Here is a 21,928-nt window from a genome sequence, read left to right as displayed (position 1 = left end):
ACCTCATCTCCCTTCGCGTCTTTCCGTCGAGCGATGAACGACCAATCCGCAAGCTCGTCCGAGGGCTCCTCGCACGATCCCGAGGAGGCAGCCCGCGGGCAGTCCGAACGCGAGCGTTGTGAGCTCGCTCGCTCGCGCGACACCGTCGCCTCCTACTCCACCGACGATCTGGTTCAGATCGCCGGGCGCGAGCGGATCCTGAACTTCATCGACTCGAACCCCGATGCCCTCTATCGCACCTGTCGCGACGGGCACCTGACCGCCTCGGGGCTGGTGATCGACCGCGCCGGCGAGCGCGGCCTTCTGACCCTGCACCGCAAGCTCGAGCGATGGCTGCAGCTCGGTGGGCACGTGGACGGCGACGGAGACCTCGCCACCGCCGCCCTGCGCGAGGCCATCGAGGAATCGGGCATCGACAGTCTCGAGGTGGATCCGCGGGTGGTCGACGTGGACGTCCACTCGATCCCGGCCCACGGGGACGAGCCCGAACACCTGCATCTCGACGTGCGCTTCCTGTTGCGCGCTCCCGAGGGCGCTCGCATCGATGCGAGCAGCGAGTCGATCGAGCTGCGCTGGGTCGCGCCACACGAGTTGGACGAGATCGAGGTGGATCAATCGGTTCGGCGCCTATTCGACCTGGCCTTCGGTCCCAACCGTTGAGCGAGCCCGCTCCCATGTCCCCGGACCCGGCCCCGCTCTCGTCCTTCAACCAGCACCTGGGCTTCGAAGTCGAGGATCGTGAGGACGGCACCTCCCTGGTCCGGCTCCCGGAGGGGCACAACCTCCGCAACGAGTTGGGAGTCGTTCACGGTGGCGTGGCCATGGCCCTGCTTGACAGCGCCATGGGACGCACCGCGGTGCGCTCGCTCGAGCCCGGCGCCCGGGCGGCGACGGTCCAGTTCTCGGTGCAGTTCCTGGCCCCCGCCGAGGGTCGGCTGACCGCCAGCGCTCGCGTCGCGCGCGCCGGGCGCAGCATCGCCTTCATGGAGGGCGAGTGCATCCGAGATGACGGCGTCGTGGTGGCACGGGCCCACGGGACCTGGGCCGTTCGCCGGCCCGAATCCGCCTGAGCCCGAACGCGCGGCCCGTGGCGGGAAGATTCTTCCGCCCGCGACCCGCGTCGACCGCGACCGCGACCGCGACCGCGTTCTCGATCTCGACCAAGAGCGCGCGAGCGCCGCTTCGCGAGGCGCGTGCTCGCGCCCCATCGAATCGTGCCGGGGCCGGCAGCTCGGCAGACTTTCCCGACCCGGACCGAACTGTGCGGCGAAGCGCTCCGATTTCCACGTTCCTTACATACCTGCTCCCTCCCGTGGCCGAAGAGCCTGTCGATGGAACGGCTCGCGGGTTGGCTGGGGTTGGTCGGTGTCGTCCTCCTGGGGACCGCTGCGTGGGGTGACGAGGTCGCCCCCGTGGTCGCGCCCCCGAAGTCGACGGCCGACGCTCCGGCGAACTCGGACGCCTGGGACTGGATCGACGTCGCCGAGCTGACCATCGAGGGCATCGGCTGGCCGGAGCGCTCGACGCCGTTCGGTCGCCTGCCAGCGAATGCGCGGGACCGGCTGTCCGCCAGCGCCTGGAGCGCCGGCAACGCCCCGGCCGGGATCACCGCCCGCTTCGAGACCGACGCCAACGAGATCCTCGTGCGCTGGTCCCTGACCCCTGCGGCGGCCGGGATCCCCGAATCGACTGCGCGTCTGGCTGGTGGCCTGGACCTCTACGTGCGCGACGGTCAGCTCGGCTGGCGTTGGCTGTCCGGCGCGACGCCCAGTGCAGCCGCCGAGGACCAGCTCGCGGCGCTCGTCGTCGGGCTACCCGAAGGCAAGTCCGAGTACATGCTGTGCCTCCCCGCCCTGCGCGGCCTGCGCAAGCTCGAGCTCGGGATCCCCGGGAACGCCGAGGTCACGCCGGCCCCGGCCCTCACGGGCGGGCGCGAGTACCCGATCCTGCTCTACGGCGGTGCCGCCTTCCAAGGTGCCGGCGCCTCGCGCCCCGGCTCGGCCCTGGGCCCGCGCCTGCGGCGTCGCATGGCCAGGGACGTGGTGAACATCGGCCTGTTCGGCGCCGGCGGCGTCGACATGGCCGCCGGAGCGATGCTGTCCGAGGTCAACGCGGCCGCGATCGTGATCGACATCGTCGGCCAGTGTGACGTGGGCACGATCGACGAGTACCTGGGCACCTTCGTGCAGAGCCTGCGCGCAGCCCGGCCACGGATGCAGATCCTGCTGGTGAAGGGTACGCGCCCCGCTGCGGCGGCGGTCCTGCCCGCGCTCGATGCAGAGTGGGAAGCTCGCCGTACCGCGCTCGTGAAGAGCTACGAACGCATGCAGGCCCAGGGTGTCACGGACATCTTCCTGCTCGAGAACCCCGATCCCACGGGCGCCGACGGCGAGGGCTCCAGCGACGGCTTGCTGCCCAACGACCTGGGCCACGCGCGCTGGGCCGAGTGCCTCGAAGGCGCGCTGAAGCCGCTGATGGTCCGCTGGGAAGAGCAGCGTCCGGGGCGCTGACGCCCATCGTCGCCGATCGCGCTAGTGTCCTGGATCAGAAATTCGGCGTCACTGCCCGGAGGTCCGATCGATGCTGGCTAGGCGCGCCGACGACGCGTATCCGCTGCGATACTCGGAGGAGGCGCAACGACGCCAGCGGCGATCGGAACCCGGGAAGTAACGCCGAATTTCTGATCCAGGACACTAGCGCGGCAGTCGCAGGTCCGCGGTCAGCTCGTCGACGAGCGCCGGCACCACCTCGCTGGCCAGGCCGGGTCTGAAGTCATCCGCCGGATGCAGGTTCTCGGGACTCTCCAGGGAGTTGACGATCGTCCGCGCCCCCGCGGCTCGGGCGACCGAGAGCAGCCCAGCAGCCGGGTAGACGGCGCCGGAGGTACCGATGCTCAGGAACACGCCGCACTCGAGCAGCGCCTGCTCGATCCGATCGAGGCCATGGGGCACCTCGCCGAACCAGACCACGTCCGGTCGCAGGGCGTGCCAACCGCAGGCGGCGCAGGGCACGAATCGATTCGGCTCCAACGAGTCCGCGTCCTGGACGGCGTTGCCACAGGACTCGCAGCGCAGACGCCGCAGTTGTCCGTGCATGGCCAGGACCGTCGATCCCGCCCGCTGGTGCAAGTCATCCACGTTCTGGGTGACGAGCGTGAAGGCCAGACCGGCTCGCTGGCAGCGGGTCTCGAGTTGGACCAGCGAGTGGTGCGCGGGTCCCGGCTGCACTGCACCGAGCCGGGCCCGCCTGGCCTGATAGAAGCGCCAGACCAGCTCCGGATCCGCCGCCCAGGCCTTTGGGGTAGCGACCTCCTCGGGACGGTGCCCCTCCCAGAGGCCACCGGCGTCGCGGAAGGTCGGCAGCCCAGCTTCGGCCGAGATGCCCGCTCCGGTGAGCACCACCACCCCGCCCACTCGGAGGTCGTCTCGCGTTCGATGGCTCATGGTCGGTCCCAGGGCGAGGATTCGCCCCGTGCTCGGGACTAGCAAGTGGGCCTTTCGTATTCTCCCCATCGGTGGAGCCGACGACGCGGTCGACGACCACCCGAGGTCCGATCGCCGAGGCCCTCTCGCGCCCGCTCCCGGGCGCGCCGCCCCCCACCGCTGCCGCCCCCCGGCGAACGCCCCCGAAGCCCGCGCACGGCCCACCCCCGCCCATGTCCGAAGAAGCGCCCCTGCCGAACGCCGCCAGCCTCGGATTCGCCGAGGACCTGTACGCGCAGTTCCTGGCCGACCCCGTCTCCGTCGATCCCGACTGGCGCAGCTACTTCGAGCGCCTACGGCGCGACGACGCCTTCGCGGCGACCCCCCAGCTCGGGCCGGCCCGGCACCAGAGCGGGCTGTTTCGGGCGGCCCTGCCCGCGGCCGGTGCCCCCTCCGGCAACGGTCGCGCGCTCGGCACCCACGCCCTCGATGGGTCGGTCACCGACGAGGGCCTGGTCAAACAGGACCGCGTCGACCAACTGATCCGCGCCTACCGCGTGCGTGGGCACCTGATCGCCCAACTGGACCCCCTCGGGCTGCCGCGCGCGCCCCAACGCGAGCTCGAGACGAGCTTCTACGGCCTGAGCGACGCGGACCTCGATCGGCGCTTCTCGACGGCGACCATCTACGGCCTCGAGTCCGGCACCCTGCGCCAGGCGATCGAGCGCCTGCACGACACCTATTGCCGGTCGATCGGCGTGCAGTTCATGCATATCGACGACCTGAACGTGAAGAACTGGCTGACCGAGCGCATGGAGAGCACGACCAACCGGGTCACGCTCACCCGCGACGAGCAGCTGCGGATCCTGACCTGCCTGACCGACTCGGTGATCTTCGAGGAGTTCCTCCAGAAGAAGTTCCTGGGGGCCAAGCGCTTCAGCCTCGAGGGCGGCGAGAGCCTGATCCCGCTGCTCGACATGGCGATCGAGGAGGCGGCGCGGCACGGGGTCCAGGAGGTGGTCTTCGGCATGGCCCACCGCGGGCGTATCAACGTGCTCGCGAACATCATGGGCAAGCCCACGGCCGACATCTTCGCGGAGTTCTCCGACAAGAACCCCGAGGACCAGATGGGCCGCGGGGACGTGAAGTACCACCTGGGCTACTCGTCCGACCGCGCCACCCAGGCCGGCCACGACGTGCATCTGACCCTGTGCTTCAACCCCAGCCACCTGGAGTTCGTGAACCCCGTGGCCCTGGGTCGGATGCGCGCCAAGCAGGATCGCCATGGCGACACCGAGCGGCGCGAGGGCATGTGCGTGCTGATCCACGGCGACGCGGCCTTCATCGGCCAGGGCGTCGTGCAGGAGAGTCTGAACCTCTCGCAGCTCGAGGGTTACGCCACCGGCGGCACGGTGCACGTGGTCGTCAACAACCAGGTCGGCTTCACGACCTCGCCCGCGGACTCGCGCTCCTGCACCTACGCGACCGACATCGCCAAGTTCCTGCAGGTGCCGATCTTCCACGTCAACGGCGAGGACCCCGAGGCGGTGGCCCAGGTCGTCAAGCTGGGCCTGGAGTTCCGCCGCACCTTCAAGCGGGACGTGGTCATCGACATGTACTGCTACCGGCGCTACGGGCACAACGAGGGCGACGAGCCCGAGTTCACCCAGCCGCTGATGTACAAGGCGATCAAGCAGCGCAAGTCGGTGCGCGAGGGCTACCTCGAGCGCCTCACGAGCCTGGGTGGTATCAGCCAGTCCGACGCGGACGAGCTGGAGGCCAAGCGCCGTGAGGTGCTCGAACAGCAGCTCTCGGAGGCGCGCAAGGACGACTTCAAGAAGAACACCAGCAGCCTCGGCGGCTTCTGGACCAACTACCGCGGCGGGCTGGACCACGAAGTTCCGCGCATCGTGACCGATTGCGACGCCGGTCGCTTCGGGGCGCTGCTGGAGCGGCTGTGCGAGGTTCCGGAGGGTTTCACCCCCCACGCGAAGATCAAGCGGCTCTTGGCCCAGCGCCTGGAGATGGCCCACGGCGAGCGGCCCTTGGACTGGGCCGCGGCCGAGGCCGTCGCGCTGGCCTCGCTCTTGACCGAGGGCAACGCGATCCGCCTGACCGGCCAGGACTCCCAGCGCGGCACCTTCAGCCAGCGCCACGCCGTGCTGCACGACTACGAGACGGGGGAGACGTACATGCCCCTGGCCCACCTGACCGAGAAGCAGGGCTCGATCGAGATCCACAACTCGTCCCTCTCGGAGGTCGGCGTGATGGGCTTCGAGTACGGCTACAGCCTGGATCGGCCGGACGTGCTGGTGATGTGGGAGGCGCAGTTCGGCGACTTCGTCAACGGCGCGCAGGTGATCATCGACCAGTTCCTGGTCAGCGCCGAGACCAAGTGGCGACGCCTGTCGGGTCTGGTGCTGCTGTTGCCCCATGGCTTCGAGGGTCAGGGTCCCGAGCACTCCAGCGCGCGGCTGGAGCGGTTCCTGGCCCTGGCGGCCGAGGACAACATCCAGATCGTCAACCCGACCACCCCGGCCCAGTACCTCAACGTGCTGCGTCGCCAGGTCCTGCGCCCCTGGCGCAAGCCGTTGATCGTGATGACGCCCAAGAGCCTTTTGCGCTCGCCGAGCGCCACCTCGACTCTCGAGGAGTGCGCCGCGGGGCACTTCCATCGGGTCCTGCCCGATGCGGGCGAAGTGAACGGCAAGCGGATCGATCCGGCCAAGGTCGAGCGCATCCTGCTCTGCTCCGGCAAGGTCTACTACGACCTGATCGAGCGCCGCGAGCAGGACGAGCGCACCGACGTGGCCCTCCTGCGCCTGGAACAGCTCTATCCTCTGACCGAGGATGACCTGCGCCACGCCCTGGATCCCTACGCCGAAGGCCTCCCGATCCACTGGGTCCAGGAAGAGCCGGAGAACATGGGCGCCTGGCCGTACCTGCAGACCCAGGCGCAGTTCAACCAGAACGTGCTGCGCAAGCATCCTTTCATGGGCGTCTACCGCCCCGCCTCCGCCGTCCCCGCCACGGGCTCGCCCGCCGCTCACAAGCTCGAGCAGGCGGCGCTGGTCGACCGCGCCTTCGGAACCGCCTGAGCGGTCCTCCACCCCCACCAAGCAATCGATTCGATGGCCACTGAACTCCGAGTCCCCGAGGTCGGGGAGTCCGTCACCGAGGTCCAGATCGGCACCTGGCTCAAGTCCGAAGGTCAGGGCGTCGCCATGGACGAGGCCCTGGTCGAGATCGAGTCCGACAAGGCCACCGTCGAGCTGCCTTCGCCGGTGGCCGGGGTGGTCACCCAGATCCTGAAGCAGCAGGGTGAGATGGCTGCCGTGGGCGAGTTGATCGGCTACGTCGACGAGTCCGCGGCTCCCACCGCTGACGGGAAGTCACCCGAAGGCGGGAAGTCGTCCGAGCAGTCCGGGGCCCAGGCCGATCCTCCGGCGGCGATGCCGTCCAAGGCGGGCGCCGCGTCGAACAGGACGGCCGAGTTGGCCGCAGCCACGTCGAGCGCTGCCGCCGCGGGCGGTACGGGGCACGTGATGCCCGCTGCCCGCAGGTTGATGGACGAAGCCGGTCTGGCCGAGGGTTCGGTCTCGGGCACCGGTCCGGGTGGTCGGGTGCTGAAGGAAGACGTCCAGCGTGCGCTGGCCCAGCCCGCCGACAAGACCGCTTCCAAGACTGCTTCCAAGACTGCGGCGAGCAACTCGAAGCCCGCCTCCGACTCCGCCGCGCCGCCGGCCGGCTCGCGTGACGAGGAGGTGGTGCCCATGTCGATGCTGCGCCGCCGCATCGCCCAGAACCTGGTCGAGGCCCAGCAGACCGCTGCCCTTCTGACCACGTTCAACGAGATCGACATGACGGCCGTGATGGCCCTTCGCAAGCAGCACAAGGATGCCTTCGAGGAGCGCCACGGCGCCCGCCTCGGGTTCCTGTCCTTCTTCGTGAAGGCCTGCGTCGACGCCCTCAAGCAGGTGCCGGCGATCAACGCGGAAGTGCGTGGTACGGACATCGCCTACCGGCACTACCAGGACATCGGCATCGCCGTCGGCGGCGGCAAGGGCCTGGTGGTTCCGATCCTGCGCAACGCGGAGGCCATGAGCTTCGCCGAGATCGAGACCACCATCGCCGACTTCGGCGCTCGCGCCAAGGCCAACAAGATCGCGCTCAAGGAGCTGCAAGGCGGCACCTTCACGATCAGCAACGGCGGGGTCTACGGCTCGCTCTTGTCGACCCCGATCGTCAACCCGCCCCAAAGCGGCATCCTCGGACTGCATAAGATCGAGCAGCGGCCGGTGGCCGTGGACGGTCAGGTGGTCGTCCGACCGATGATGTACGTGGCCCTGACCTACGACCACCGCCTGGTGGATGGTCGCGAAGCCGTCACCTTCCTCGTGCGCGTCAAGGAGTGCCTCGAGGATCCCAGCCGCATGCTGATGGAGGTGTGAGCGGTCCCCTCGGCCGACACACCCACACCCGACCCACCCCATGAGCGAGACCACTTTCGACGTCGTCATCATCGGCGCTGGCCCCGGCGGCTACGTGGCTGCGATCCGCGCGGCGCAGCTCGGGCTCAAGACGGCCTGCGTCGAGAAGGCGGACGCCCTCGGCGGAACCTGCCTGCGGATCGGCTGCATCCCCAGCAAGGCCTTGCTCGAGTCCTCCGAGCTGTTCCACCAGGCCGGGCACGACTTCGCGGCTCACGGGATCGGCGTGCCCGCGCCGACCCTCGACCTGGCGACGATGTTGGCCCGCAAGGACAAGACGGTCGAGGGGCTCACCGGCGGCGTGGCCTTCCTGTTCAAGAAGAACGGGGTGACCCACTTCAAGGGCAGCGGTCAGCTGCTCGGCGCAGGCAAGGTGCTGGTCGAGGGCGCCGATGGCCGGACCGAGCTCACGGCGACCGACATCGTTATCGCGACCGGCTCCAAGGTCGCGCCCCTGCGCGGCGTCGAGGTCGACGGCGAGCGGGTCGTGACGAGCACCGAAGCCCTGTCCTTCGACGCCGTTCCGAATCACCTGGTGGTGATCGGAGCCGGCGCCATCGGCCTGGAGTTGGGGTCGGTCTGGCACCGCCTGGGCGCCGAAGTGACCGTGCTCGAGTACGCCGACCGGGTCCTGCCGGGGATGGACGCCGAGATCTCCAAGGAGGCCGGGAAGCTCTTCAAGAAGCAGGGCCTGAAGTTGGAGCTCGGCGCGCGCGTCACGGGTGCACGGGCCGACGGCGATGGCGCCGTGGTCGAGGTCGAGGGGCGCGACCCCATCCGCTGCGACCGCGTGCTGCTGGCCGTGGGACGCATCCCGAACACCGAGGGCCTGGGCCTCGAAGCCGCCGGCCTGTCGACCGACGAGCGCGGTCGGATCGCCGTGGACGACCACCGGTGCACCGCCGTCCCACACATCTACGCCATCGGCGACGTGATCGCGGGACCGATGCTGGCCCACAAGGCCGAGGACGAGGGCGTGGCCGTGGCCGAGCGGATCGCGAACGGCGGTGGCCACGTGAACTACGGCGCGATCCCCAACGTGGTCTACACCCATCCCGAGGTCGCTTCGGTCGGACGCACCGAGGAGGAGCTGAAGCGCGACGACGTGCCCTACCGCTCGGGCAGCTTCCCGTTCATCGCCAACGGCCGCGCCAAGGCCCTCGGCCAGACCAGTGGGAAGGTCAAGGTCCTGGCCCACGCCGAGACCGACCGGGTCCTGGGGGTCCACATCATCGGGGCCCGCGCCGGGGACCTGATCGCCGAGGCCGCGGTGGCCATGGAGTTCGGCGCCAGCGCCGAGGACATCGCCCGCTCCTGCCACGCCCACCCGACCCTGGCGGAGGTCCTCAAGGAGGCCGCCATGGACGTGGACGGACGGGCCATCCATAGCTGACCCCAACCCGGGCCGGCCGCGGCCCCACCCCTGGGCGCGCTCCGACGCCCAGGTGGCAAGCGCGGCGCTGCGCCGTGCGGTTCGACGCCCGGTGGCCCCGGCCGCGCTGCCGGCCGGCCATCGCGAACCGGCCCCCCCCCCTCGATCCTGCCAGGCGCGGGTCGGATCGAGCCGGGCGGCCTCCGACTCTCGGCCACGCCACCCCCCCGCGGTGGACGGGCGACGGCGACCGGCGCTATTCTCTCGGGCTCGTCCGCGGTCGCCGAGGATCCCTCGGACCCTCCCCGCGCCTCCCGGTCGAGCCCTGTCAACCCCTCCGCGCACGCCGCGCTGCCCCGAACCAGCCCACTCCCACCGTGGACGTCCAAGTCGAGAAGACCGGTCCCTGCGAGGCCCGGATCCAGTTCACCGCCCCCTCCGACGAGGTCGCGACCCAGTACAAGTCGCGGTTGGCCAAGGCCGGCAAGCAAGTCCGCATGAAGGGCTTTCGACCCGGCAAGGTCCCGGCCCACGTGATCGAGAAGTTCTCGGGCGAGGCCGTGGCGCAGGACACCGTGCGCCACTTCCTCGACTCGGCCCTGCGCCAAGCGGTCGAGCAGGAGTCCCTGCGTCCCGCCGCCGCACCGCGGATCAAGGAGGAGCCGAAGTTCGAGAAGGGCTCCGAGCTCTCCTACGCCTTCACCATCGAGCTGCGCCCCGAGTTCGAGCTGGCCGGCTACCAGGGCCTGGCGATTGAAGGCCAGGCGATCGAGGTCACCGACGAGGAGGTCGAGGGCACCATCGAGGACGTGCGTCGCCAGCAGGCGCGCCCCGAGGCCGCCGGCGAAGACGGCCTGCCCAAGGACGGCATGGCCCTGGCCAAGATCACCTTCCTGAACGGCGAGGAAGAGGTCGCCGCCCGCGAGGGTCTGCGCCTCTCCCCGACCACCCCGCCCATGGGTGTCGAGGCCGAAGCCTTCGAAGCTGCCCTGACCGGTGCGGCCGAGGGTTCGACCCACGACTTCGAGATGGTCTTCCCCGACGAGTTCGAGCGGGCGGAGCTGCGCGGCGAGAAGGGCACCTGCCGCGTGGAGTTGAGCCAGGTCTTCAAGCTCGAGCTGCCCCCCGAGGAGGATCTCCTCAAGCAATTCGGAGCCGACGACGCCGCCGACCTGCGGGTCAAGGTCCGCGAGCAGGTGACTGCGTTCAAGCAGCGCCAGGAAGAGCAGCGCCTCGAATCCGAGCTCTTCGATCGCGTGATCGAGAACCACCCCATGGACCTGCCGTCGCAGATGCTCGAAGCGCAGATCCAGGCCCGCATCTCGAGCGCGGTCCAACAGCTCGTCGGCCAGGGCAACTCGGAAGAGGACGCCCAGACCGCGGTCGAGCGGGATGCCGAGGCCACCCGGGTCGCCGCGGAGAAGTCCCTGCGCGCCCTGTTCCTGGTCGAGGCCATCGGCGAGACGGAGTCGATCGAGGTCAGCCGCGACGACATGATCGCCGAGCTGCGCCAGATTGCCGGCCGCAACCGCGCCCAGTTCGACGAGGTCCTGAAGTACTACCAGGAGAACCAGCTCATGCAGCAACTCGCCGTCGAGCTGCTGGAGCGCAAGGTTCGCAAGCACATCCGCGAGTCGGCCGAGATCGCGACGCCGGCCTGAGCGCCGGGCCCTCGGCCTCGAGCATCCGGCCAGTCGCCGGAGCTTCGAGGCAGAGGGCCCCGACGCAGCGGCGTGCGCCGCAAGTCACGGCCCTCCGCCCCGCCAGTTGCAGGCGCGCGGGATCGCTGCCGCCGCGCGCAGCTGCCGCCCGCGCGGGAGTCGACCTCGCCTGACGGGCTCGCCCGCGATTGCAGGACAACCGTCGGATCGAGCCGCGCGGACCAGCCGTGATTCCAAGATCTGGTGTTCCGACCCGGGTAAGGAAAGATCTTCCCCGCTAGCCCCCTCAGAATCCCCTGGTACCCGGTCGACATTAGGGCTATCACCGACTGGAGGACGGAACGCTCTTGCGTGCCTGGACTCGTCGACGGACGAGCCCCCTCGAACTCACACACCCTCAGCCCAACGCACATCTGCCCTCGAGTGCAGAAAGCAAGAATGGACGCCCAGAGCTTCACCATCCCCTACGTCGTCGAGAAGACCGGTCGCGGCGAACGCGCCTACGACATCTACTCCCGCCTGATGGAGGAGCGGATCATCTTCATCGGGACCGGGATCGACGACAACATCGCGAACATCGTGATGGCGCAGCTCCTGTTCCTCGACAAGATGAACAAGGCGCAGGACGTGCACCTGTACATCAACAGCCCTGGTGGCTCGGTCACCGCGGGGCTCGCGATCTACGACACGATGCAGTTCATCCAGCCGGCCGTCTGCACCTACTGCCTGGGGCAGGCCGCCTCGATGGGCGCCGTGCTCCTGGCCGGGGGTGCCGCCGGCAAGCGCTACGCCCTGCCCAACTCCCGGGTCATGATCCACCAGCCGTGGGGCGGCACCCAGGGCACCGCTCGGGACATGGAGATCCAGGTCGCCGAGATCCTCAAGATGAAGAAGAACCTCGAGGCGATCCTGGCCCAGCACAGCGGCCGGAGCCCCGAGGAGTTGGCCGCGGCCTGCGATCGGGACAACTTCATGAGCCCCGACGAAGCCAAGGCCTTCGGCCTGATCGACCACGTCGTCAGCCGCCCCGACGCTGCGCCCACCGCCTGATCGGGTTACGATCGCCTCATGACCCGCACCTCCGGCCGCGGCCGCCACGTCGAACGCTGCACCTTCTGCGAGAAGACCCGCCATCAGGTCCAGTCCCTGATCGCGGGTCCTCCGGGGATCTACATCTGCAACGAGTGCATCGATATTTGCAACTCGATCCTGCAGGAGGAGCAGCGGCGTTCGCCTGACGCGGCCCGCGGTCGGACGGCGGAGGAGCGGCGCGGGACCGGCCAGCGCGCCGGGGAGCAGCGCCCGGGCGAGGCGGCCAAACGCGCCGAGGGTGTCGGGCAAGGCTCCAAGGCCGAGCCCCTCGAGGCGCGGCGCCTGCCCACCCCGATCGAGATCGCGCGCCGGCTCGACGAGTACGTGATTGGTCAACAGCGGGCCAAGAAGGTCCTCGCCGTCGCCGTTTACAACCACTACAAGCGTCTGCGCAGCCAAAGCCTCGACCCGGCCAGCATGGGCGAGGTCGAGATCGAGAAGTCGAACGTGCTGCTGGTGGGCCCCACCGGCTCGGGCAAGACCCTGCTGGCACGGACCCTGGCGCGGATGCTCGACGTACCGTTCGCCATGGCGGACGCCACGACGCTGACCGAGGCCGGCTACGTCGGCGAGGACGTCGAGAACATCCTGCTGAAGCTGCTCCAGGCGGCCGACTTCGACAAGGACCGCGCCCAGCAGGGCATCGTCTACATCGACGAGATCGACAAGATCGGTCGCACGACGTCCAACGTCTCGATCACCCGCGACGTCTCCGGCGAGGGCGTGCAGCAGGCGCTGCTCAAGATCCTCGAGGGCACCGTCGCGAACGTGCCGCCCCAGGGCGGCCGCAAGCACCCCGAACAGGCCTACATTCAGGTCGACACGTCCAACATCCTGTTCGTCTGTGGCGGGACGTTCAGCGGCATCGAGGACGTGATCGGGCGACGCATCGGCCAGGATCCGGTGGGCTTCTCGCGCTACATCGACAACGGGGAAGCGGATGTCCCCCTGCTCGGCTCCCTGAACCAGACCAAGCCGCGCCTGACCAGCGACCTCACCCGCGAGGAGCTGCTGCGCTTCGTGTCGCCGCGTGACCTGGTGGAGTTCGGGCTGATCCCCGAGTTCGTCGGGCGCCTGCCCGTGACCGTCAGCCTCGACCGCCACAAGCGCGACGACCTGGTCCGTATCCTGACCGAGCCGCGCAATGCTCTGATTCGTCAGTTCCAGAGCCTGTTCGCGATGGAGGGGGCCGAACTGGCCTTCGACCAGGCGGGCCTCGCGGCGATCGCCGACGTGGCGCTGGAGCGCGAGACCGGGGTTCGAGCCCTGCGCTCGATCCTGGAGGAGATCCTCCTGGACCTGCTCTACGAGCTCCCCAACCGCACCGACACCCACCTCTTCACCGTCGACGAGGACGTGGTCCGCGGCCGCAAGCAACTGGCCCGCGGGCTGGTCGCCGAGGGCTTGGACGAGGACGGGGTCGTGATTCGGGACGCCGACGGCGATGACGAAGACTCCGAGGGCGAAGACCAGGACGGCGACGTCGAGCGCGAGAGCGCCTGACGGGACCAGCCGGCAGAGAGGGCGGGTCGAGCGCCCGTCGTCAGCAAGGCGGGCGCGCCCACTCGCGCAAGAGGCGCGCGACCCACTCCGCGGTGGCGCACGTTCCACGGCCGGCGCTCGAAGCGGGCGGTGCTCCCCCATCGCCAAGGTGCTATGGTCTCGGCCCGTCCGGGAGGGCGGCGACTATGACTGAGCAGCAACCCCTCTGGATCCGGTACCACCGAGACTTCGACGGCATGGTCTCCGGGGCCGTCCTGGCCCGGGTTCTCGAGAAAGTGCGCGGCGAGCAGGACATCCGGCTCAGCAGCGTCAACTACGACCAGCGCACCAACTGGAGTTCCTTCGCCGAGGGACTGCGCTTCGCCGTGGTCGATTTCCACTTCCACCCGCGGGCGGAATACTGGTTCGACCACCACCCGACCACGTTCCTGACCCCCGAGCTGCGCGCGGCCTACGAGCCCAGCGACCGCTGGGCCTGGGACGAGAGTTCGCCCTCCTGCCCGCCCCTGATCCTGCGACACGCGGCCGAGCACTGGGGCTACGTCGCCAACGCGCGCTTCCAGGAGATGGCGCGCTGGTCGGACATCATCGACGCCGCACTTTTCGAGAGCGTCGACCAGGCCCTGTTCGGCGAGGATCCGGCCCTGCGGATCATGCGTTCGCTCTCGGTCCCGCCGGAGCCCAACTGGACCGACACCCTGGCCCAGGCGATGCGAACGCAGAGCCTGGCGGAGATCGCGGCGCGGCCCGACGTCGAGCGGGCCTACGAGCGCGCAGCGCGCAATCGCGACAAGGCCCTGCGCCAGTTCGTCCCCACCGTGCACTCGGTGGAGAACGACGTGCTCTTGTACGACGCCTCCAGCAACAAGATCCGCCGCGAGCGCTTCGCTCCCTTCTACCACTACCCGGAAGTGCACTACTGCGTGGGGGTCATCCCCACCCGCGCCGGGTTCCACGTCTCCGCCGGAGAGAATCCCTGGAACAAGCCCGAGCACCCGCTGCACGTGGGCGAGCTGATGGAGGCCTTTGGCGGCGGTGGTCACAAGGCGGTAGGCGGAGCCAACCCGCCCAGCCTGGAAGCGGCGATCAACGCGTCCCACGAGATCGCCAAGGCCCTGCGAGAGCGCCTGGCCCAGGCCTGAGCCGCGAGGCCGACGTGGACGACACCGAGCTCGATTCAGTGGACCCGCCCCAGGGCGAGGAACGGGACCAGGCTCCGACGAGCCTGCTGGCCCTGACGCCGCAACAGACCGAGGCCGAAGTGGTCGCCCGCGGCGGTCGAGCGTTCCACGCGCGCTCGATCCGCAAGCACGTCTTCGAACGCGGCCTCGTGGACTACGGCGCGATGACCGACCTCTCGGCCCGCCTGCGCGAGTCCCTGGCCGCTGACCTGCCGATCCTCACCGGGACCGAGGCCGACCGACACACCGCCCGCGACGGCGCGATCAAGCTCCTGACGAGGTTGACCCCGCGCCGCGGGATCAGCGGCAGCGTCGAGACGGTCTACATCCCGTCGCTCCGCTCGGGGCGCGGTGCGACCCTGTGCGTGTCGACCCAGGTGGGTTGCCCGGTCCGCTGTCCCTTCTGCGCCTCCGGCAAGTGGGGCCTGGAGCGCAACCTCGAGGGGCACGAGATCCTCGAGCAGTACGTGCGCGGCGCCCAGACCGGCCCCCTGTCCCGCTCGGTGGTGATGGGGATCGGCGAGCCGCTGCTCAACCTGTCCGCCGTGCGCTTCGCCCTCGGCGTGGTCCACGACGAGATGGGCATCGGCGCACGCAAGTTGACCGTCTCGACGGTCGGCTTCCCCGACCGCGTCCGCAGCCTGGCCCAGGAGCGTCCCCGCTTCCAACTGGCCATCTCGCTGCACACGCCCTACGACGACCAACGGGACGAGCTGGTCCCGCTGATGGCGGGCGTGCCGATCGAGGAGGTCCTCGAGGCGGGTGACGAGTGGTTCCGGGCCACGGGGCGCGAGGTGACCTACGAGTACGTTCTGCTGGGCGAAGAGACCGACACCCCGGACCACGCCGCACACCTGGCCGAGCGCCTCTCCGGTCGCCGCGCGACCGTGAACCTGATTCCGTACAACCCGGTGCCCGGTGACCGCTGGCGCCGGCCGTCAGGCGCCACGGTTGACGCCTTCCGGGCCGACCTCGAAGAGCGCGGCCTGGTGGCGACGGTGCGCTGGTCGCGCGGGCTCGAGGCCGACGCGGCCTGCGGCCAACTGCGCCAGGAGCACCTGCCCGGCTGAGCAGGTCGTGCGGGACGTACGGTGCCGTGGACGTACGGTGCCGGGATCATTTGTCCCAACGGCCGCCGTCCGCGCTGCGAATCGCAGCGCGGACGGCGGCCGTTGGGACAAATGATCCCGGCACCGTACGTCCACGGCACCGTACGTCCCGCACGAGCGCCTACGGGGGGGGGTGACTAGGCCGGCGCCTTCGCGCCCTTCTCCGCCGTCGCGCGGATCCGCCCGATGACCTCGTCACCTTCGCTCTCGCTGAGGATCAACGGCATCCGCAGACGCACCGAGCTCGTGCCCGACGGCAGGGCCAACATCTTGACCTCGTCGCGCAGGCGCGCCAGGAACTGACTCCGCGTCGGTCCGTCCTCGAATGTGAAGGCCACCCACGAGCCCATCCCGCGCACGTTGCTGAACGCACCGGTCTCGGCTGCCACCGCGCGCAGCCCACCCACCACCTGGCAGCCCCGCGCGGCGGTGTTCTCACCCAGACCGTCGGCTTCGATGATCTCGATGAAGCGCCGGCAGCGCACCATGTCGACCAGGTTGCCGCCCCAGGTCGAGTTGATGCGGCTGGAGCGGTGGAAGACGTTGTCCTCGACTTCGTCGACGCGTCGGTTGGCGTAGATCCCGCAGACCTGGGTCTTCTTGCCGAAGGCCACGACGTCGGGCTCGACGCCGTAGATCTGCCAGCACCAGGGGCTACCGGTACCGAAGAAGCCCGTCTGGACCTCGTCGAAGATCAACAGGGCCTCGCGCTCGTCGGCGTAGGCCCGCAGCTTGCGCAGGAACTCGGGTCGGAAGTAGTTGTCGCCGCCCTCGCCCTGGATCGGCTCGATCAGGATCGCCGCGACGTGTTGGCCCGACTGGGCGAACGCCGCCTCGATCTCGGCGCAGGCCCGCGCCTCCTCGGCCTCGATGTCGTTGACGATCTTGCCTTGGTTGTCGACCACCATCGCGGGGTTATGGACCCGCGGCCAGTCGAACTTCGGGAACAACCCCACCTTGTCCGGCAGCGTGTTGGTGACGCTCATGGTGTAGCCGGTGCGCCCGTGGAAGGCCTGGCGGAAGTGCAGGATGACCAGGTCCTGAACCGAGTCGGTCATCTTGGTTCGGCCGAGCTTGCGCGCCTTCCAGTCGAAGGCCGTCTTCATCGCGTTCTCGACCGCCAGACCTCCACCGGAGATCCAGAAGTGATGCGGGTGCGAAGCGGGCGTCACGCGCGAGGCGAAGGCGTCGACGAATTCGGCCATCGACGTCGTGTAGAGGTCGGAGTTGGCCGGCTTGTTGAGCGCCGCTTCGAGCAGCTCGTCGCGGAAGGCCCGGTCGTCGAGACCGGGGTGCCGGTAGCCCAAGGGCCACGAGGCGAAGCTGGTGAAGCAGTCGAGGTACTCGTTCCCGGACACGGAGTCTCGCAGCCAAACGCCGTGGGACTTCTCGAGGTCGAGGACCATGGGGAAGCCGTCGGCCAACTGGTGGCGAGCGAGGTGCTCGTGGACGTCGGTCGGTCGGATCATCGTGGTCTCCTGGGAGAAATGCGCCCTCGGACGGGTGCGCGCGGGCTGGTCGAGGCGTCGAGCGCCCGTGGATTCCGCCCGCCTGCGAACCCATCGAGGAGACCGCCGTCGCGCGACGCGCCAGCAGGGTCCCCGGGTGGGGCCTGGAGCCCCTGGAGCCGGCCCCGGGGCACTGGGGCAGGCTCGGAGACCAGATACTAGCCCCTGGGCCGCGCCGTTCCGACCCCGCTCCCCCCGTCCCGCCCCCGCCGTCACGCGGCCTTCACTCGTCGGGACACGAGCGCGAGAGCAGCAACAGGGGCAGTCCCGGGGCTGGCGGCAGGGTACCGGGCTCCAGGTTGGTCATCACGCAGGGTCCGAAGGTGCCTTCGCAGCCCCAGATCGGCGTCGCCCCGATGTCGAGGGCGCGCTCGACCGCGCGCTCCAGGGCGCGCTTGCTCCGCGGCTCGATGGCGGCCAAGCGTGTGGCGCGACCTAGTTCCTCGAGTTCCAGGAGCAGGCTCTCGGTGAAGACCGAGAGCAGTCGCGGTTCGCAGCTCACCAGACGCGGCCCGAAGCCGCGCTGTCCCACGAGGCTGGGTACACGGCTGAAGGCGGCCTGGATCGCGTGGCTGGCGGCTGCCTCGGGATCGTCCTCGGGCCCCACCCGCAACACGCCCCCGCGCAGGGCGACGATCGGACGCGGTTCAAGTCCGACTGCCTCCAAGGGCGCGTCGAGGTCGTCCCCGCAAGCGTGCAGCACGGCCACGGCGTGCGCCGGTAGCCCGCATTCCAGGAGCACTTCGCCGAAGCTGTGCGCCAACTCGGGCAGCAGGGGATCGGCCAGGATCAAGGCCGGGCGTCCGGCGGCGAAGGCCTCGCCCAGGGCGGCCGCCAGGTCGCCCAGGAGGCCGCGCCAGCCCGCGCGCAACACTCGGGGCCCTCGACCGGCCTCCCCGTCAGACAGCGGGACAGGCGAGCGTTGGGCCGCCGCCTCCGCGGCCAGCACCACCCCCTCGCCGGCGCTCAAGCCCAGGCGCAGGCCCAGCCACTCGCCCGCCGACTCCGCCAGACAATCCCCGGCCAACGCCAAGCTGCGCAGAGCCGAGTCGGGCTCGACGGGGGACAGCTCGCCCAGGGCCCGCTCGAGGTCGATCGAGTTGGCCCGCGACCAGGACGAGCCGCCGGCCTCGACTGCACCGCTGCCGGCCCCCGGCCGCTCTTCGCCCCCGATCAGATGTCCTCGCACGGCGCACATCATGGCGACCGGCGCCGCCCCGGCCCAGGACCGAGCGCGCCGGCCTCAACTCGAACCTGGCGCCGGTTGGCCGCGGGGTGGCCAGGGGGCATGCTAGTCGCCGTGCTCGTGTCATCCGACGACCCCGAAGCCCCCGCCGGCGACGCCGAGGCCCCCGCTCCGACGCCCCAGCAGCGCGGCGAGCGCTTCGAGGGCTGGATGCGACTGCGGCTCCAGCGGGAGTTCGAGCGCGTCTACCGTCGCGGCGGCCGCGCGCGCGGGCAGTGGGTGACCCTGGCCGTGGCTCCCAACGACCTGGGCTGCACCCGCCTGGGCCTCTCGATCGGCAAGCGCGTGTTCCGCCGGGCCGTGCCGCGCAACCGGGTGCGGCGCCTGGTCCGTGAGGCCTTCCGCCTGAGCTACCGTGACCTGCCCGCCGGCGTCGACGTGATCGTGATCGGATCCCATCCAGCGATTCGTCCCGGCCTGGACGACCTGCGCGCCGAGCTCGTGCAGCTCAGCCACGAGGCCCTGGCCAAGCGCCGCCGCCGGCGCGGAGGCCGCTCGTCGTGACCACGCAGGCCCTGCGTCCCCCCGCCCTCGCCCGCGCAGCCCGCTGGCTGGCGGTCCTGCCGATCCGCGCCTACGCGCGCCTCGTGTCGCCGTACACCCCGGCCACCTGTCGCTTCCGCCCCACCTGCAGCGGCTACGCCCGCGAGGCGATCGAGCTGCACGGGGTCCTGCGCGGGACTTGGCTCGGAATCCGCCGAGTGCTGCGCTGCCATCCTTTCAGCGACCCCGGCCTCGACCCCGTCCCGAACAGCCCCTTCGACCGCAGGACCCCTGCGACAGCGCGCCTTGTGACCTCCTGGTTCACCGCGCGCATGGAACCCCGCGCGTCCATGGCCGAAGAGAGCCGCGAATCCGCCCCTACCCACGACAGCTCGATCCCGTGATCTCCACTCCCATCATCAAGGGCAGCTTCGCCCTCGCCGCCGTCGCGCCCCTGTTCGCCCTCACGAACTCCCTTGGCCAAGAGGAGGCTGCTACTTCGACGAACGTGTCGGCTGTGGACGAGACGCAGTCGATCCCGGTCCTCTCCCCGCCGATCCCCGGGGCGGTGCTCTCCGATCACTTGATCGAAGGCGACGAGGGCAACTTCGCCCACCTCTGGATGCTGACCGCCAGCGGTGAGAACGCCGAGGCCTACTGGAGCTTCGACGGCAGCCGCCTCTCCCTGCAGCGACGCAACCTGGTCGCCGGCATCGAGTGCGACCGCATCTACGCCACCGACCCCGGCACCGGCGCCCTGCGGCAGGTCTCCGACGGACGCGGCGTGACCACCTGCGCCTACTTCATGCCCTCGGGCCGCGAGGTGATCTACGCCTCCACCGGCGCCGCCCACGAGACCTGCCCGCCCCCGCCGGACCGCAGCCTCGGGTACGTCTGGCAGGTCTACCCCGAGCACGACATCTACACCACGAACCTCGAGACGGGGGTCACGAGCCTCTTGATCGGCGGCCCCGGCTACGACGCCGAGGCGACGGTGTCCCCCCTGGGCGACCGCATCGTGTTCACCTCCACGCGGACCGGTGACCCGGAGCTCTACACCTGCGCCCTCGATGGCACGGACGTGGTCCAGATCACCGATTCGCCCGGCTACGACGGCGGAGCCTTCTTCAGCCACGACGGCACCAAGCTGATCTTCCGCAGCACCAAGTTCTCGGCCGAGAACCGCGAGGCGGAGCAGGCCGAGTTCGCGCAGCTGATGGAGATGGATCTGGTCCGCCCCAGCGACATGGAGCTCATGGTCTGCGACGCCGACGGCTCGAACCGGCGCCAGTTGACCGACCTGGGCCGCGCCAACTGGGCGCCCTTCTACTATCCCGACGACTCGCGGGTGATCTTCTCCAGCAACCACCACGTGGAAGGGCGCTCGCGCAACTTCGACCTGTTCTCGATCCCCGCCAGCGGCGGCGAGGCGCGTCGGGTGACGACCTACGACGGGTTCGATTCCTTCCCGATCTTCAGTCCCGACGGTCGCTGGCTGGCCTTCTCCTCCAACCGCGGCGGAACCCTACCGGGCGAGACCAACGTCTTCATCGCCCAGTGGAAGGACTGAGGTCGGCGTTTGACCAAGCCGAGCCAAGCCGGTCGCGGTTCGTCGAAGCGACACCGTGACACGCGCCGCTTCCTCGCCGGCCCCCAGCGGCGACTCGAGGACCTGCGCTGGGCCGCGGGCATCTTCGGCGAGTTCATCCGAGGCTTCCGCGCCCTGGCCTTCGCCGGCCCCTGCGTCACGGTCTTCGGCTCGGCACGCTTCGGACCGGACCATCGCTGGTACGCCCTGGCGCGGGAGCTTGGCGGGGCCCTCGCCGACGCCGGCTACGGAACCATGACCGGGGGTGGTCCAGGGATCATGGAGGCCGCCAATCGCGGCGCCCACGAGCGCGGCGGTCTGAGCCTGGGCTGCAACATCACCCTGCCCCACGAGCAGACGGCGAATCCCTACCTGGACCGCATGGTCGAGTTCGACCACTTCTTCGTGCGCAAGGTGATGTTGGTCAAGTACTCCCTGGCCTTCGCGATCCTGCCCGGTGGGTTCGGCACCCTCGACGAGCTGTTCGAGACCGCGACCCTGGTGCAGACCGGCAAGGTTCCGAACTTCCCGATCGTGCTGATGGGCACCGACTACTGGGCCGAGGCGGTCGCGTTCGTGCGCGGGCGGATGGTCGAGGAGGGCACGATCTCGCCCTCGGATCCGAACCTGTTCCTGTTCACCGACGACGTCGGCCAGGCCCTGGACCACATCCGGGGCATCGCACCGGCCGAGCGGGCGCCCCGCCCCCGTCCGGCTCGCGTGCTGGGCGAGACGCGCCCCTACCCCCACACAGACGAGTCGGAGGCTCGGCCCGACGAGGACCTGGCCTCGACACCGACGGACGGCAGGACTTGATCCGACGCCACTCACGTCCCAGGCTCGTGCCCGCCCGCCGCAATTCCATGGCACCCAAGGACCCCGAGAGCTGGATGTGGGAGCGCGCACGGTCGATGGTCGACCGCGCCGATCGCCTTCAGCGGAACTTCTTCCACATCGCCCCCCCCGGCGGCAAACGCGCCAGTTGGGAGCCGCCGGTCGACATCTTCGAGACGGCGACCGAGTTGTGGATCCTGGTGGCCCTGCCCGGCGTACCCCTCGAGACGGTTCAGATCAGCGTCACCGACGGCGTGGTGCAGGTCTCCGGCCAACGCGCCCTGCCCAAGGCCTTCCGCCGCGCTTCGGTACACCGGCTCGAGATTCCCTACGGCCTGTTCGAACGCCTGATCCAACTCCCCCAAGGCCGCTTCGAGCCGGGTGAGCCGCGGATGGTGGACGGTTGTGTCGTGTTGCAGTTCAAGAAGGTCGGCTGACT

At 69.9% G+C, this 21,928-nt stretch carries 19 protein-coding genes; 16 read left to right on the top strand and 3 right to left on the bottom strand.

Translation table 11 applies throughout. The features are described from left to right. Positions 1 to 33 precede the first annotated feature (33 nt). From Pla133_RS10695 to Pla133_RS10685, 3 genes are all read left to right on the top strand, one after another. On the top strand, positions 34 to 660 hold the full coding sequence (locus Pla133_RS10695) for an NUDIX hydrolase (RefSeq protein WP_145064998.1): 627 nt from the start codon (positions 34 to 36) through the stop codon (positions 658 to 660). A gap of 14 nt (positions 661 to 674) precedes the next feature. Beyond that, a complete protein-coding gene (locus Pla133_RS10690) occupies positions 675 to 1,070 on the top strand; it encodes a PaaI family thioesterase (RefSeq protein WP_145064996.1) in 396 nt (131 codons plus the stop codon). A gap of 261 nt (positions 1,071 to 1,331) precedes the next feature. Next, positions 1,332 to 2,510, top strand: a complete 1,179-nt coding sequence (locus tag Pla133_RS10685; protein ID WP_145064994.1) for an SGNH/GDSL hydrolase family protein — start codon at positions 1,332 to 1,334, stop codon at positions 2,508 to 2,510. A 183-nt stretch (positions 2,511 to 2,693) separates the two neighbouring features. Here Pla133_RS10685 and Pla133_RS10680 read toward each other — a convergent pair whose 3' ends face one another. Then, positions 2,694 to 3,443 carry an NAD-dependent deacylase gene (locus Pla133_RS10680; protein WP_145064992.1) on the bottom strand — a complete coding sequence of 250 codons (750 nt, stop codon included), beginning with the start codon at positions 3,441 to 3,443 and terminating at the stop codon, positions 2,694 to 2,696. A gap of 212 nt (positions 3,444 to 3,655) precedes the next feature. On the opposite strand from Pla133_RS10680, the gene Pla133_RS10675 reads away from it, so the two are divergent. The 8 genes from Pla133_RS10675 (at position 3,656) to rlmN (ending at position 15,791) form a co-directional block, all read left to right on the top strand. Next, on the top strand, positions 3,656 to 6,520 hold the full coding sequence (locus Pla133_RS10675) for a 2-oxoglutarate dehydrogenase E1 component (protein ID WP_145064990.1): 2,865 nt from the start codon (positions 3,656 to 3,658) through the stop codon (positions 6,518 to 6,520). Positions 6,521 to 6,553: 33 nt separating this feature from the next. Continuing rightward, a complete protein-coding gene (gene odhB / locus Pla133_RS10670; RefSeq protein ID WP_145064988.1) occupies positions 6,554 to 7,873 on the top strand; it encodes a 2-oxoglutarate dehydrogenase complex dihydrolipoyllysine-residue succinyltransferase in 1,320 nt (439 codons plus the stop codon). 40 nt (positions 7,874 to 7,913) lie between these two features. Then, positions 7,914 to 9,305, top strand: coding sequence for a dihydrolipoyl dehydrogenase (gene lpdA / locus Pla133_RS10665; protein ID WP_145064986.1), 1,392 nt, complete (start codon positions 7,914 to 7,916; stop codon positions 9,303 to 9,305). A gap of 356 nt (positions 9,306 to 9,661) precedes the next feature. Next, a complete protein-coding gene (gene tig / locus Pla133_RS10660) occupies positions 9,662 to 10,945 on the top strand; it encodes a trigger factor (protein ID WP_419192350.1) in 1,284 nt (427 codons plus the stop codon). 438 nt (positions 10,946 to 11,383) lie between these two features. Then, a complete protein-coding gene (locus Pla133_RS10655) occupies positions 11,384 to 11,995 on the top strand; it encodes an ATP-dependent Clp protease proteolytic subunit (RefSeq protein ID WP_145070843.1) in 612 nt (203 codons plus the stop codon). Positions 11,996 to 12,013: 18 nt separating this feature from the next. Continuing rightward, a complete protein-coding gene (clpX, locus tag Pla133_RS10650; RefSeq protein WP_145064982.1) occupies positions 12,014 to 13,540 on the top strand; it encodes an ATP-dependent Clp protease ATP-binding subunit ClpX in 1,527 nt (508 codons plus the stop codon). Between the two features lie 185 nt (positions 13,541 to 13,725). Continuing rightward, complete coding sequence (locus Pla133_RS10645) at positions 13,726 to 14,682, top strand: hypothetical protein (protein ID WP_145064980.1); 957 nt, start codon at positions 13,726 to 13,728, stop codon at positions 14,680 to 14,682. A gap of 14 nt (positions 14,683 to 14,696) precedes the next feature. Further along, a complete protein-coding gene (gene rlmN / locus Pla133_RS10640; protein ID WP_145064967.1) occupies positions 14,697 to 15,791 on the top strand; it encodes a 23S rRNA (adenine(2503)-C(2))-methyltransferase RlmN in 1,095 nt (364 codons plus the stop codon). A gap of 176 nt (positions 15,792 to 15,967) precedes the next feature. Here rlmN and lat read toward each other — a convergent pair whose 3' ends face one another. Then, positions 15,968 to 17,296 (bottom strand): L-lysine 6-transaminase, encoded by a 1,329-nt coding sequence (lat, locus tag Pla133_RS10635; RefSeq protein WP_145070841.1) that lies wholly within the window; start codon positions 17,294 to 17,296, stop codon positions 15,968 to 15,970. Between the two features lie 265 nt (positions 17,297 to 17,561). Then, positions 17,562 to 18,527: a hypothetical protein gene (locus Pla133_RS10630; RefSeq protein ID WP_145064965.1), complete on the bottom strand. Its 966-nt coding sequence runs from the start codon at positions 18,525 to 18,527 to the stop codon at positions 17,562 to 17,564. Between the two features lie 111 nt (positions 18,528 to 18,638). Between Pla133_RS10630 and rnpA the strand changes: the two genes are divergently transcribed. From rnpA to Pla133_RS10605, 5 genes are read left to right on the top strand one after another with little or no spacing between them, the layout of a single operon-like run. Further along, entirely contained in the window at positions 18,639 to 19,088 is a 450-nt protein-coding gene (gene rnpA, locus Pla133_RS10625; RefSeq protein ID WP_419192349.1) for a ribonuclease P protein component, read from the top strand. Beyond that, on the top strand, positions 19,085 to 19,471 hold the full coding sequence (yidD, locus tag Pla133_RS10620; protein ID WP_419192348.1) for a membrane protein insertion efficiency factor YidD: 387 nt from the start codon (positions 19,085 to 19,087) through the stop codon (positions 19,469 to 19,471). Before rnpA ends, yidD begins: the two co-directional genes overlap by 4 nt. Then, complete coding sequence (locus Pla133_RS10615; protein WP_145064961.1) at positions 19,468 to 20,637, top strand: TolB-like translocation protein; 1,170 nt, start codon at positions 19,468 to 19,470, stop codon at positions 20,635 to 20,637. The genes yidD and Pla133_RS10615 overlap by 4 nt, the downstream gene beginning before the upstream one ends. 9 nt (positions 20,638 to 20,646) lie before the next feature. Then, complete coding sequence (locus tag Pla133_RS10610) at positions 20,647 to 21,471, top strand: LOG family protein (RefSeq protein WP_145064959.1); 825 nt, start codon at positions 20,647 to 20,649, stop codon at positions 21,469 to 21,471. Positions 21,472 to 21,518: 47 nt separating this feature from the next. Beyond that, positions 21,519 to 21,926 carry an Hsp20/alpha crystallin family protein gene (locus Pla133_RS10605; RefSeq protein ID WP_145064957.1) on the top strand — a complete coding sequence of 136 codons (408 nt, stop codon included), beginning with the start codon at positions 21,519 to 21,521 and terminating at the stop codon, positions 21,924 to 21,926. Positions 21,927 to 21,928: the final 2 nt, after the last annotated feature.

Source organism: Engelhardtia mirabilis (assembly GCF_007748095.1).
GTDB lineage: Bacteria > Planctomycetota > UBA1135 > UBA1135.
Note: the sequence above shows the minus strand (reverse complement) of the source record. Positions and strands in the feature narration are given on the sequence as shown.

Excerpts from the sequence above, each read along its gene's own strand:
- Pla133_RS10695 (WP_145064998.1), top strand. The coding sequence starts at position 34 with ATGAACGACCAATCCGCAAGCTCGTCCGAGGGCTCCTCGCACGATCCC.
- Pla133_RS10690 (WP_145064996.1), top strand. The coding sequence starts at position 675 with ATGTCCCCGGACCCGGCCCCGCTCTCGTCCTTCAACCAGCACCTGGGC.
- Pla133_RS10685 (WP_145064994.1), top strand. The coding sequence starts at position 1,332 with ATGGAACGGCTCGCGGGTTGGCTGGGGTTGGTCGGTGTCGTCCTCCTG.
- Pla133_RS10680 (WP_145064992.1), bottom strand. The coding sequence starts at position 3,443 with ATGAGCCATCGAACGCGAGACGACCTCCGAGTGGGCGGGGTGGTGGTG.
- Pla133_RS10675 (WP_145064990.1), top strand. The coding sequence starts at position 3,656 with ATGTCCGAAGAAGCGCCCCTGCCGAACGCCGCCAGCCTCGGATTCGCC.
- odhB (WP_145064988.1), top strand. The coding sequence starts at position 6,554 with ATGGCCACTGAACTCCGAGTCCCCGAGGTCGGGGAGTCCGTCACCGAG.
- lpdA (WP_145064986.1), top strand. The coding sequence starts at position 7,914 with ATGAGCGAGACCACTTTCGACGTCGTCATCATCGGCGCTGGCCCCGGC.
- Pla133_RS10655 (WP_145070843.1), top strand. The coding sequence starts at position 11,384 with ATGGACGCCCAGAGCTTCACCATCCCCTACGTCGTCGAGAAGACCGGT.
- clpX (WP_145064982.1), top strand. The coding sequence starts at position 12,014 with ATGACCCGCACCTCCGGCCGCGGCCGCCACGTCGAACGCTGCACCTTC.
- Pla133_RS10645 (WP_145064980.1), top strand. The coding sequence starts at position 13,726 with ATGACTGAGCAGCAACCCCTCTGGATCCGGTACCACCGAGACTTCGAC.
- Pla133_RS10605 (WP_145064957.1), top strand. The coding sequence starts at position 21,519 with ATGGCACCCAAGGACCCCGAGAGCTGGATGTGGGAGCGCGCACGGTCG.